The sequence below is a fragment of the Paraglaciecola sp. L3A3 genome (assembly GCF_009796765.1).
Taxonomy (GTDB): Bacteria; Pseudomonadota; Gammaproteobacteria; order Enterobacterales; family Alteromonadaceae; genus Paraglaciecola.
In genome coordinates this window covers 546,216-559,662 of the sequence record NZ_CP047023.1, presented here as the reverse complement: position 1 = coordinate 559,662, position 13,447 = coordinate 546,216, and the positions used below count along the sequence as shown (strand labels likewise).

General features: G+C 40.8%; 9 protein-coding genes. 3 read left to right on the top strand and 6 right to left on the bottom strand.

Annotated elements, in window-relative coordinates; translation table 11 throughout:
- Nucleotides 1-2 precede the first annotated feature (2 nt).
- Together GQR87_RS02400 and GQR87_RS02395 are read right to left on the bottom strand one after the other, a co-directional pair.
- The gene (locus GQR87_RS02400) at nt 3-749 is read right to left on the bottom strand and encodes an anti-sigma factor (RefSeq protein WP_158966188.1); all 747 of its coding nucleotides are present in this window, start codon (nt 747-749) and stop codon (nt 3-5) included.
- On the bottom strand, nt 746-1,237 hold the full coding sequence (locus tag GQR87_RS02395) for an RNA polymerase sigma factor (protein WP_158966186.1): 492 nt from the start codon (nt 1,235-1,237) through the stop codon (nt 746-748). The genes GQR87_RS02400 and GQR87_RS02395 overlap by 4 nt, the downstream gene beginning before the upstream one ends.
- Before the next feature lie 129 nt (nt 1,238-1,366).
- On the opposite strand from GQR87_RS02395, the gene GQR87_RS02390 reads away from it, so the two are divergent.
- The gene (locus GQR87_RS02390; RefSeq protein ID WP_158966184.1) at nt 1,367-2,695 is read left to right on the top strand and encodes a S8 family serine peptidase; all 1,329 of its coding nucleotides are present in this window, start codon (nt 1,367-1,369) and stop codon (nt 2,693-2,695) included.
- Here GQR87_RS02390 and GQR87_RS02385 read toward each other — a convergent pair.
- The 3 genes from GQR87_RS02385 to GQR87_RS02375 all read right to left on the bottom strand — a co-directional run bounded on the left by GQR87_RS02385 (nt 2,685) and on the right by GQR87_RS02375 (nt 5,741).
- Entirely contained in the window at nt 2,685-3,614 is a 930-nt protein-coding gene (locus GQR87_RS02385) for a surface lipoprotein assembly modifier (RefSeq protein ID WP_158966183.1), read from the bottom strand. The genes GQR87_RS02390 and GQR87_RS02385 overlap by 11 nt on opposite strands.
- 68 nt (nt 3,615-3,682) lie before the next feature.
- The gene (locus GQR87_RS02380; RefSeq protein ID WP_158966181.1) at nt 3,683-4,714 is read right to left on the bottom strand and encodes a hypothetical protein; all 1,032 of its coding nucleotides are present in this window, start codon (nt 4,712-4,714) and stop codon (nt 3,683-3,685) included.
- Nucleotides 4,715-4,976: 262 nt separating this feature from the next.
- Nucleotides 4,977-5,741: an EAL domain-containing protein gene (locus GQR87_RS02375; protein ID WP_158966179.1), complete on the bottom strand. Its 765-nt coding sequence runs from the start codon at nt 5,739-5,741 to the stop codon at nt 4,977-4,979.
- 395 nt (nt 5,742-6,136) lie between these two features.
- On the opposite strand from GQR87_RS02375, the gene GQR87_RS02370 reads away from it, so the two are divergent.
- Nucleotides 6,137-6,580 (top strand): phosphate-starvation-inducible PsiE family protein, encoded by a 444-nt coding sequence (locus GQR87_RS02370; RefSeq protein ID WP_158966177.1) that lies wholly within the window; start codon nt 6,137-6,139, stop codon nt 6,578-6,580.
- A 266-nt stretch (nt 6,581-6,846) separates the two neighbouring features.
- Complete coding sequence (locus tag GQR87_RS02365) at nt 6,847-9,111, top strand: hypothetical protein (RefSeq protein ID WP_158966175.1); 2,265 nt, start codon at nt 6,847-6,849, stop codon at nt 9,109-9,111.
- Nucleotides 9,112-9,466: 355 nt separating this feature from the next.
- Here GQR87_RS02365 and putA read toward each other — a convergent pair whose 3' ends face one another.
- On the bottom strand, nt 9,467-13,264 hold the full coding sequence (putA, locus tag GQR87_RS02360) for a bifunctional proline dehydrogenase/L-glutamate gamma-semialdehyde dehydrogenase PutA (protein ID WP_158966173.1): 3,798 nt from the start codon (nt 13,262-13,264) through the stop codon (nt 9,467-9,469).
- Nucleotides 13,265-13,447 lie beyond the last annotated feature (183 nt).

The window sequence follows — 13,447 nt, the reverse complement described above, 5'->3', positions numbered from 1 at the left end:
CTTTATTGCGTTTTAGACTGCCAATCCTGTTGGATGGCTTGTTGCTCTTGAGTTCTATCTAGTGGCGCACCACTGATCATTTTATCTATCATCTGATCTAACTGTTTATTACTTGATGCAGTCTGATAATCCCCAGTGTTTTGTGTTCCTTGCTCGGCTGATTGCACTGCAACTTGCCAACCATCACTGTGTTTACAGGCTATTTGTGCGCTACTTCCTTGGTTACTTACCATTTGGTATTGACGACAAAACTGCCGCTCTGTATTGGTAAAACTCAACTGTGCGGTAACTGCTTCACCCTCAGCTAAATAACGTGTATCACCACTTAAGGTGTTATCTAAAACCGCCGCGACTTCTGCAGACAAACCTGTTTGCTTAGACTGTTGTGAAATGCTCAACATTCCCACCGCCACTACTAAGGCAACACCCGCCGCCATTGAATAAGGCGTACTGATTTGTGATGTCACTTTTTGCCATTTCGAAATTTCTACCACTTTATTGTCTGTAGGTAATTCTGTATTAGCGTGTTTGGCATCTATTTGTTGCGCTAACGCCACTATTTTTGCTGGTACTGGTGTTTGATCAATCTGCTGCGCATGTTCTACTACCCATTGGTCCACTTGTGAAAGTTCGGCCATACGCATCACTAAATCATCGTCAGTCTCTAGAGCTAACCTCACTTGTTCCATATCTTCTGGTGCCAGTTCAGCATCTAAAAATGCACTTAACATCTGGTCAGTTATCTTCATGAATTTTCTCCTAATACTTGTGGATTAACCAAATTCAACAAGGAACTTCTGGCTCTCGACAAACGACTCATCACTGTGCCCACTGGCACTTCTAAGGTTGTCGCCACATCTTTATAAGACATGCCTTGTAAAGCCACTAAGGACAATATAGAACGCTGGTCTTGGGGTAAGGTATCCATAGCAGTACTGACCTTAGCTAACATTTGTTTTGATTGTTGTTGCTGACTTGAATCAACTGTCACTTGTTCTTGCAGCTCTGGCGCCTGTGTTGCATTTTGTCTCACTTTGCGTGAACGGTACTCGTCGATCCACACATTACGACAGACCTTAAAAGCCCACTTAATAGTTTCTACATCTTCAGGCATACCTTTGCTCAAGATCTTTTCAAATGTAATTTGTACCAAATCATCAGCATCGGCTGTGTTACCCGTTAATGAATAGGCAAAGCGTCTTAACATGGGTATGATATTTTCAAAGGATTCATTCATTGTGTTTACTCTTTTTTGCTCAGTTACAAAGGTAACGGATGAGCTTTATTTTTATTCCCAAAAAAATGAAATTTATTTTTTGCTGAAACGTTAACCCTATAAGTTTCTTTATTTCAGCACGAGGTCACTATGATATTAAGCAAAGTTACATTCTTTAGTTTACTAGCGTTTAGCCAAATAACATCTGCACAGCTGGTTAATACTAGCGGAATTGTAAACCAGGTGGGCCAGATACCTGGCACTATTGAACGTATCAGCGATCGTCTACCAAAGCCCAAAATTGACACTCCCTTCGCCTTGACTAGCCTACCGCCAATTGAAGATGTGATCACAGAGCCTCTGGATCTATTACCGAAAACATTGCCTATTGGCACAAATGTCAGCAAACCAGTATTAATAGAAGTGGAAGTAGAAAATGGCTGGCGTGCCATTAAAAACCAATGGATGGTGCTAGCCGACGCCAAAAGCGAACAAGCATTAATTAAGCTAGGCGCGACAATCAGATCAAGCAAAGTATATCAAGGTTTAGGCCTGAACTTATTGCACTTTACTGTACCTGATAGATTTGACGGTAAACCGCAATTAGCACAACATTTAACAGCAGAAAGTCGAGCCACCCTCGACCGAAACCATATTTACCAAGCACAAAATAAAACCACTCACGCTGCCACAACTACCGAGACGACTCAAGCTGCAGTTTGTGAGGCTGCTGTCAAAATAGGCATGATCGACAGCGCCATAAATCAACAACATAGAGCCTTTAAAGCAGCAAAGATCACCGCCAAATCATTTTTAGTTGCTGGGTTAACCTCGCCTACACACCATGGAACCGCAGTGGCCAGTGTGCTGGTAGGCAAAGCAGATCAACTTTCACCTTTATTACCTAATGCACAACTCTACTCTGCACAAGTGTTTTACCAGCAATCAGATTATGCTCAAGGCGCCACGTTAAGTGCCATGATCGAAGCACTTGATTGGTTAGTTGAAGAAAAAGTATGGGTGATTAATATGAGCTTAGCGGGGCCAGATAATAGTATCTTGCAGCGGGTAATTTCGGCTGCAACCGATAAAGGTGCATTTATTGTAGCGGCTGCAGGTAACGAAGGTCCAGCGGCAACACCAGTTTACCCAGCAGGCTATGCTGAAGTAACGGCTGTCAGTGCCATTGACGCTAAGTATCAACCGTATCGCTGGTCTAATCGTGGCGACTACATCGACTATGCGGCGTTAGGAGTTAACGTTTTAACTGCTCAAGCAAAACAGGGGTTAGGCAAAGAATCGGGCACCTCAATGGCCGCCCCTGTAGTCTCTGCGGCATTGGCTTGCTTACTAAATCAGTCAACTGATATTCATAATGATGGAAGAAAGGAAGTACTTACAAACCTATCTAAACAAGCCATAGATATGGGCCCCAAAGGTAGAGACCCTATCTATGGATTTGGGGCAATTAGAAGGTAAAGTTGATACCAAGGCTGGTAATATTTTGCTGGTAAGTCTGGGTCGAAATTAAAGACTGGTAGTCACCATATTGCCACTGGGTGATAACCGACAAATTGTCTAATACATGCAGTTGCCAATTAGCTTCTATTATTTTTCTATTTTCGTCTCTTTCAATATTTTCATTGCCCTGTAGCGATTCTAGGGTAACGCTTTGGTAGTCCTTTTTCTGATACCGTAGACCCAATCCCACTTTTGATGACAAACCAAACATATTAAATTTGTGGGTTACTTTGCTATTTAAACCCAATGCCCAATAGTCAAATTGCTGCTGTGCTGCGTTTTCTTGCTCGCCATTGACCCCAAGCAACAACATAGTATTGGCACCGTTCAAAAAATGAAATAAATCAAGATTAACACCTACTCCTGTAGTGTCTCGTGATGGTAAATCTGTAAACAGCTTATTTTTATATTTAACACTAGAACGCAGATAAGTTTCGGGCTGTAAAAACTTGCCAAGATACATACTCACTTGTTGATATTCTAAAAATGTATTCCCTGCAAGACGGGCACTTACCCCATCAATACGCACGCCTAACTCACTGCTTTGTAACTGATAACTACCGTCTACACTGATTTGATGTAAAGCCAAATCATATTGAGAATATTCCCTATATTGTTTTTGATTGTATGCATAACTGGCAGTGAGTTTAGCTTTGTCTGTTGCTTGCCACTTAGCCTTTACCGAACCATATAATTCATGACCCGAGTCACTTTGTGCAGAAACATCGTCTAACTCATCAACACTTAAAGCAGAATTATGCATCAGCCCTGCGCCTAACTTAGCGTTAAGTACAAAATCAGACTGATTATCAGCCCACACTAAAGAGCTTGAAGTTAAGGCCAAAACAGAGGTTATAGTATTAAGAGATAGTTTCATTTTGATCACCCATCAGGTAGAAGGACGCCGGCTAACAGCCGGCGTAAAGTTGAAGAGAGGTAGTGTTTTTAGATACCTAGGTCTAGGTCACTATTGATGCTATTTACCACTTCGGTAGCGGTCACTGTGGCAACTTCAGAACTCACTTGCTCTGTCACTATAGAGCTAATTTGATTACTCACAGTTTGCGATACCGAACTCTCTGCATTACCTGCAATGTTGTCGGCAATCGAAGTGCTGATAGATTGTTCGATAACTTGAGTTGCTTGAGTCGCTACGTCAGTATTAACAAGCTGTTCAACATTAGTAGAGGCATTACTGGCGAGCTCTGTTGCGCGACTCAAAGAAATAGCATTGTTTAGCTCAGGTGCTTCTAACATGTCAGTACTTGCAGTATCAGATTCTTCGATAGACTCTGCTTCACTTATGACTTCAAAATCTTCTGACGTTGAAGTGTCTGCTGTGGCTGCGTTTGGCATACTCAGTGACGACACAGCGGACAGACCATTACTGACTAACACAGAGGTTGATTGGCCAGCTGAACTAGATATATCTGCCACCTGAGCCAATGAAACCCCATTATTCAGTTCTGGTGCTGCTGGCATGTCAGTGGTTGCAGTATCAGATTCTTCCATAGACTCTGCTTCAGTTATGACTTCAGACTCTTCTACTGCCGAAGGATCTGTATTCGTCACTCTTAGTGCAGATACAGCAGACAAACCATTGCTTATTAACACAGACCTTGATTGATTAGTTGTTTGAGTAATATTTTGACTGTGATTGGCTACTAGGTTATGACTTAAGTCAGTGCTGTTTTGACTAGCAGATTCCGTACTTTTCTGTGCAGCTGTTTCTGTTTGTTGTTGCTCAGAACTTGTATCGGTATTGGCTTGAGCATTAGTGTCATTCGACGCAGTCGAGTCAGATTGCACATTCGCATCTGCCTTGCCCTGCTCAGTATTCATACTTTGCGACACACTGGTTTGATTATTAAATTGAGTGCTTTGACTGACTTGCACATCTGCCGCCAAAACTGAACCAGAAAAATGTGCTACACCTGCGATTACCATAATATTTACAATTTTATTTAACTTAGTCATTTTCATTTCCTCGTGTTTTTTTAGATGACACTGAGGTAACGAATGGAAAATAGATTTATTCCCAAAGAATAAAATTAATTAAAAAACGCAGTTTAAAGCCAAAGAGATTTTTACAGCAAAAACCAAACACTAGAATATGCAACTAAGGTTAAAAATCGCCCAATTTTTAAACTAATGAATTTGCGAACAGTAGATTATTTAATCTTCAACTAGACATAAGGCATAGCGCTACTTACTGATTGCTGCAAACCTGAAACAAAAGTTATAATTCGCTAAAATTTACCTGAGGTAACTGCTCAAATTCGGGTTTAGCAAATAGGTATCCTTGCATTAAAACAATACCTGCATCCCTTAACCATTCCATTTCTTCTTTTGTTTCTATGCCCTCAGCTAAAGGGAGCACGTTGAGGTCATGAAATAAATTCAAACAGTTTTTAATAATAAATTGACGAGACTTATCTCGATCGATATTACGAATAAGATCCATATCAATCTTGATTATATTCGCCTGAAAATCAGCCAACAATCCTAATCCAGAATAACCAGAGCCAAAGTCATCAATAGCAGTGGTAAATCCCATCGACTTATAATATTCAACTATTTCTTTAATAAAGTCTGTGCTCTCAATTTTCTCAACTTCAGTAAATTCAAACATGATTCTTTCAGTTGGAAAATCGTAAGTTTGAGCGGCTTCTAAAGTAGTACGAATACATCTCTCTGGTTTATAAATAGCTTTGGGAAGAAAGTTTATACTAAGCATAGACTGGAGTTTTAATTTAGCAGCTAAAGCGATAGCTTTAACCCGACACAGTTGGTCAAACAAATACCGATTATCGTCGTCAACTTTAGATATGATAGAAAACGCCGATTCATTATTTAAGCCCCTGACTAGTGCTTCATAGCCAAAAACATCTTTAGCTTGAATATTAATAATAGGCTGAAAAGCCATAGTAAAATCAAAATCTAGCTGTTCATCTGAGCATTTATTACATTGAAATCGGTCATAAACTATCGGGGATACGTCCATTATTAACTACCTATTTAACACTTCAGCTTTACTAAAGTAATTATTCAATCATATACAATTTATATCGTTAATATTAACTATTAAATTAGCTTATAAATTTTATAACGCTCGAGTATTTGCATATTAAAATATGTCTTAGTATTGAAAATTAGCAGCAAGGGCAAGTATTGCGTTAACATACGGCAGCATCCAGATTTTGGCTGTTAGTGCAGTTCAAGCAAACGAGGTCATGGATTTAGAGGCATATTTACCTGATGCAACACTAACGGCTGGAATCCACGGAGTTATGAAACAATGATTTTCAGGTTGAGCAATAGCCATTCGTTTCGCACACTGTAGCCAACTAAAGTTAGCCATTTAGAATTTCTTGATATAACACTAGGAGTGCTTAAATCGTGAGTAAAAGTATCGAAAAAGCTGTTTCTTCGATTCATACAGCTAAAAAATGGATGTCATTTATTGTTCTTGTTTTGATGACAATAATTGTCGCTATCGCCATAGTAGAACTCGGTATTCTTCTTTATTTAGACTTGTTCGACTCAACAGATGATGTTCTGTTTCTTGAAATAGATGAATTGTTTCGAATTTTTGGTTTCTTTTTTATTATTCTCATTGGATTCGAACTAATAGAGACAGTAGAAATGTATTTCAAAGATAATATTATTCATGCAGAAGTTGTTTTATTGGTGGCTGTAATAGCCGTTTCTCGGAAGGTTATTTTACTTGATTTAGAAAAGTATGATCCTATCGCAATAATAGGTCTAGGCATTATTATTACTGCCCTAGGAGCCTGTTATTGGCTTATCAAGGTAAGCTTCAGAGGTAAAAACAGTAGCTAGGTTCGAGCTCAAATATAGGCTAGCAGTTAGTGTGTTTTCTAGCTCTTAGCAACCCATGGCTCGTATCCGCTTGATTCTGCTTTATACCTATCTATTCCCGACTATACTCATATATAAGCAGATATTAAAACTAGCATCTGTGCCTTATAAAGTCCTTGATTGAATAATACTGAAGGCTGTTCCATAATCAGGTGAATGACTAAATTTTGTACTGTTAGTTCGTTCTAAAGTATTGATGCGTTTCCCTAACTAAGTAGTATTCCCATATGAATGATGAGCCAAATAATAATCCACCAAACCAATCAGGGCTGTTAATATTTTGGCATGAACTTAAACGTCGTAAAGTCATTCGTGTCGCATCGGTTTATATTATTACGGGTTGGATTATCATTCAGGTGGCAGCTGCCACCTTTCCCACTTTTGGCATCCCCCCTTGGGCTTTCCGATTTATTATATTAATGGTGATCCTCGGACTTCCTGTTGCCTTAATCCTTGCTTGGGCATTTGAACTAACCCCTGATGGTATAAAAGCAACCCACAACGTAGAAAAAAACACTCATTCGGAAGTTGAACTACAAGGATTGGCAAAAAAACGCAATTTGCGAGCTTATGCTTTAGGTGCCTTGCTACCGACTCTGATTTTTGGCGCCTTGGCATTGTTTTTTTATCTACAGACTGATAATTCAGGAGCTGAACTTAATCTGGCTACAGTGGAGAGTAAAGTCGATAAAAAATCTATCGCTATGATGCCTTTGCTAAATATGAGTTCCAATGCAGAGAATGAGTATTTCGCGGGTGGTATCCACGAGGATATACTAACGAACCTATCACGAATTAAAAATCTTCAAGTGATATCTCGTACTTCTATGATGAAGTATGCGGCCTCAGAAAAAACCTTAAAAGAAATCGGTACCGAGTTAGCAGTGGATTTCATTGTAGAAGGCTCGGTGCGGCGTATTGGTAATCATGTTCGGGTAACCATTCAGTTAATTAACGCCAATAACGACCTGCATCTCTGGGCAAATAATTTTGAACGAGAACTATTAGATGTTTTCGCCACACAAAGCGAGCTAGCCAAAGAAATTAGTAATTCCTTGCAGTTAGAGATACAACCCGATTCGGTAGGTACTCTCGAAGGTATGCCTACATTCAGTGTCAAGGCTTACGACTTGTATTCCAGAGCAGTGAGCCTGGAAAAAACAGAAGGAGCATCAGAAGAAAGTACTATGCAGCGCCGTAAAATGCTTGAAGAAGCCACTGCCACGGATTCTGATTTTGCACAAGCATGGGCTTTATTAAAGAGGATCTATGATTATCAATTAACGCGTATTGTGGCAGCGAATTGGTATCAAGAAGCAACAGATAAAAAAGCAGTTGCCGCACAGCTCCGTGAAAAATCACAGCGCGCCTTAAGTAAAGCAGTGGCACTTGCTCCAAATAACGTGGAAACATTGCTATCTCAAGCGGTTGACCATTCCTGGCCAAAGAGCATTGAAAAAATGCAAGACCATAAGGATATGTTAGATCATATCATTGCAAAATATCCAAATAATGCTTATGCGTGGTATCACTTAGGGTGGTGGCATTCCCACAGACGTGATTTAACTGACCAGAATCCACTACCTTTTTTTAAAGATGCAGCTTTGGCTTTTGAAGAAGCTCTGAGATTAGATCCCTTCAATGCACGTATGCTAAGTGCTGTGATGAAATGGTATAAAGACCGCGGCCGTCAAGAGGACGTCACACGTATTGCAGCACGACTCGTGCAAATACTTCCAGAAACAGCCCAAGACCGCTCTCTAATTCGAGTGTCTTGGAATTCAAGAAAAAATCAGATTGTTGCTGCTTTTTTACATACCGCTGATGAATCTTTTCTTGAGCAGTATAAAAGTGGTTTAAAAGAAGCTTTGCAGAAGGATGAATTTTACGAAGAATATGCAGGACGTTGGGATGAAATAGACCTGAGTATATTCAACAACGACGAACAGAGAGTTCTCGATATTTCACGTTTACCCTTCGAGTTAAAAGAAAAAGGCTGGAATCCGACATTGTTTGCGATCATCAATGCAACGGCAATGCATGTGTACCTCAACCGAGGAGAGATGGGGCAGGCACTTGTTCAAGCTAAGAATATTGTAGACAACAAAGCCGTCATACTTTCTTCAGTAGTGAAAAAGTGTCCCTGTACCCCTGGAATTATAGCCAGCGCATATACCGTTTTAGGGGACATTCCTCAAGCCAGACAAACATTAGAAAAGCTGCAGGGCCAGTATAGAGTAAGTAAGAGTAATCACATCATCGGAATGTCGAAAATTGACCTCGAACAAGCTGTAGCAATCGCTTTTAGTGAGAAGGCCAAGGATCCAAAATGGAGTGGCTTTGACGATATAGCTGCCTACCATATGATAAACCGTGAATTCCTTGCCCATCCCAAAGTACAACAATATTATGTACAAGAAGGTAAGTGGCTTAACTATCTAGCCGACCGCGTCCCTGAGTATGCAAAGTATAAACCTGCGGCGCACGAGTAAAAGTAGAATATTGCAGAGTGAAGAAGACTAAGCAGCAAAAACAGTGGCGAGATCCTAGATTCGAGCCACGAGAAAAGTAACAGCAGATCCTATCTCCTGCTTTTAAAGCCCTGGATTCGGGCCTAAAAGCTCACCGGAATGACAAATTAGAAAGGGTGTAGAATGACGACGACGGTAATCGTCATGCCTGCATGTCGTTAGCAGGCATCGTTTTTTAGCAGAAACCCAGACTTTTTCTTCTATCTTTGGCCTTTCACTGCTTTATTCTACACCCTCTTTAATCTCGTATCTATTTACTACCTCCTATCTACTGCTCTTTCTGCATTCCTCGATGCTCGTAGCCTAATAGCGGCTTCTATTCATCATCCTCAACCAAGGTCATCAATGAGGTATTCCCCCCCGAAGCTGTAGTATCAATACTAATGGTTTTTTCGGTTAACAAACGTTGGATTAAGTTATCGTTATATTCAGCGGTGATCACTGGCAGTATTGCCCCTTCTCGCTCAGCTAGTTTTTGTGCCATATAGGCACTACGTGTACTGTTACTGTCGATAACCACACCAGCCAATTTATCTTCATTCAATAAAGCCTCTAGGTGAGTAAGTTTAGCCACCTGTAACACGCCTTCTGGCGAACCTGTGGCAATAAACTGATTGCGAAACTCTATAGCTTCAGCGTAGAACAAGTCAGATACAACGGATATCACCACGTTTCCGGTGGCCAAAGCAGTCACAATAGACAATGCCCAATATTCAAAGGTTACATTTTTGTCGGCAAAACAAAGTAAAATACCTCTCGGTTCGTAATACAACACATTGGATTCACCAGTTGGCCCAGGCAACACTCTAGGTTTTCTTAAATGTTTTTCGATACTGATTAGTTGCGAACGTGCGGTAGATAAAGTGCGATTTAAATCTTCTGCTAGATCATCAACTATATCAACGTTAGATATTTTCGCTAATAGTTGACGTACCGCCGAAATACGGGTGTTAAGCACAGTTAAACGCCAGTCACTTTCTGCCACTTCAGACTTTTGCATGATTTCACGAGCTTGTTGACTGGCTTGCTCATCACTTTGCAATGCAAGATCTAAAGTAATTACATCATCAGAAACCTCTTTAGGTGTGGCTTTTTCTATCATTAAACGGGGTAAATAGTTTGGTCCACCGGCTTTAGGGCCTGTGCCTGACAAACCACGACCACCAAATGGCTGCGCGCCAACTATGGCACCAATCATATTGCGATTAATATAAACATTGCCGCAGCGGGATAACTTAGCTAACTCAAAGGCGCGTTCTTCAATACGCGAGTGAATCCCCATAGTTAAACCAAAACCTGTGGCATTGATATCGTGAATAACTTGCTCTAACTGATTAGCCTTAAAACGTACTATGTGTACGCAAGGGCCAAAAACTTCTTTTTCTAGCACATTAATATTATCGATTTGGTACAAACGTGGAGCAAAAAATGTCGAGTTTTCAGCTACCCCAGAAATATCACTTTGATATAACAAGGTCGCTTTATTCTGCATATCGGCCACATGTTTGTTCAATGTGTTCAGCGCTTTTTCATCAATCACCGGTCCTACGTCAGTAGTCAATAATGCTGGGTCACCAATATGTAACTCTTTTAATGCGCCTATCAACATTTCAGTCACACCATCAGCAATATCTTCTTGGAGAAACAAAATACGCATCGCAGAACAACGTTGCCCTGCACTTTGAAAGCCTGAAGAAATTACGTCATCCACTACTTGTTCAGGTAAAGCAGTCGAATCCACTATCATGCAGTTTTGCCCGCCAGTTTCGGCAATCAGCGGCACTTGTTCTCCACCTCGGCTAGCAAGAATTTGTGAAATTAAGGTGCCTGTTTGGGTCGAACCAGTAAACATTACCGCTTTAATCCGCTCATCAGGGATCAAACATTCACCCACTTGTGCACCAGGGCCAATCACCACTTGCACTACATCTTCAGGCATACCTACAGATTCCATTAACTCAATGGCCCGTAAGGCAATTAAACTGGTTTGTTCTGCAGGTTTAGCCAGCACGGTGTTACCTGTCACTAACGCTGCTGCCACTTGACCTAAAAAAATGGCTAAAGGGAAGTTCCAAGGGCTAATACATAACACCACACCACGAGAAGAAAGCCTGTCATCTTCGGCTAATTCTTCCGCGCGGGCGGCGTAATAACGGCAAAAGTCGACAGCTTCTCTTACTTCATCAACCCCGTCTTTGGTGACTTTACCCGCTTCTTTAATACACAAGCCAATCAACTCGTCCATATGTCTTTCTAAAATGTCACTGGTTCGGCGCAATACATTGGCACGTTCGCCCACAGGGGTTTGCGACCAGCTAGCAAAAGCCGTATGGGCTTTATTTAGTTTGCCCAACATCTGTTCTTGGTCATCATATTTATGATAACCAATAATTTCCTCATGATTAGCTGGATTACGCACAGGATGGCAATCTTCAGGCACCGCATCTTGATTGAGTTGATGTTCGTTAAACCAACGATCAAGAGAATACTTGAGCGGTCCAAGGGTATTGATATCAGTGACATCTAATCCTTTCGAATTAAATCTTTCATTGCCGTATAAATCGATAGGTTTGAGTATTTGATCATTGTACTTATGTTTTAAACGCTGGGTTTTTTCTACTGGGTCTTCTAATAAAGATTCGACTGGACGAGACTCATCCACAATGGCATTGACAAAAGATGAATTAGCCCCATTTTCTAATAAACGACGCACTAGATATGCCAATAAATCTTCATGATCACCTACAGGTGCATATACTCGGCATTGAATATTATCAACAGTCACAATTTGGTCGTATAAAGTATCGCCCATACCGTGCAAACACTGAAATTCAAAACCTTCTTTATCGTCACCGGCTAACTCTAAAATGACCGAGGCGGTATAAGCATTGTGGGTAGCAAATTGAGGATAAATAGTATCGCGATAATCTAATAGGCGATTAGCACAAGCATGATAAGACACGTCAGTTGAATACTTACGGGTAAACACAGGAAAATGATCTAAGCCGTCTTTCTGGGCATTTTTAATTTCTGTATCCCAATAAGCCCCTTTAACCAAGCGTACCATCATCATACGGCCAACACGTTTGGTTAGGTCTCGTAACCAGTCAACCACAAACAAAGCACGTTTTTGATAGGCTTGTACGGCTAGACCAAACCCATTCCAACCTTTAAGGTCTTCGTCACTGAATACTATCTCAATGATATCTAAAGAAATATCCAACCGTTCTGATTCTTCAGCATCCACAGTTAAACCAATATCGTATTTTTTGGCTAACAAACAAAGCTGCTTTAATTTAGCGGGGATTTCAGCCAGTACGCGCTCTCTATGAGTGAATTCGTAACGGGGATGAATCGCCGATAACTTCACCGAAATGCCCGGACTTTTGCGCGGCCCTTTGCCTGCTGCAGCCTTACCTATAACTTCTATAGCATCGGCATAGGAATCAAAATAACGCTGAGCATCTTCAGTGGTGCGCGCCCCTTCGCCTAACATATCGTATGAATATACGTAGCCATTACGTTCTTTTTCTTCGGCTCTTAGTACCGCGTCTTTGATGTTTTCACCCATCACAAACTGTCGACCCATGATCTTCATGGCGACATTCATCGCTTTACGAATAACCGGTTCACCTACTCTACCAATCAGTTTTTTAAGGATGCCAAAATTTTCTTTTTGCCGTTTATCCGCATAGTTCACCATACTCCCCGTCATCAATAAGCCCCAAGACGAGGCATTGACAAAAAAGGAGTCACTATTGCCTAAATGTGGTGTCCATTTTCCTTTAGATAATTTATCGCGGATCAATTCATCTTGAGTTTCTTTATCAGGTACACGTAATAAGGCTTCGGCCAAACACATGAGCACCACACCTTCTTCTGAAGACAAAGAATATTCATTTAACAAAGCATCAATACCACCGTGACCTTCTTGCTCGCGACGAATACGCAGCACCATAGTTCTAGCACGTTCCCAAGCACGACTACGGGCACGCATATTGACTTCTGCATCGGGCAAAATATGATCGACAGCTAAGTTTTCTTCGATGCGATAAAAGTCTCTGATTTTCTGACGGATTGGGCAAGTGGCGGTTAAAGTACCGTTAAATAACATAGTTCACCTCATAGTATGAAAAGAAAAGCAGTGGCATTACCTAAGGCTTAACACTAAAAATAAAATAACAGGGCCTACGCTACCGCACATAAGCTGATTATTCAAAAGGAGTGGGGAATACTTATCAAAAAAACCACCTTTATTGATAAATGATACCAATCAATAAAGGTGGTATGAGGGATT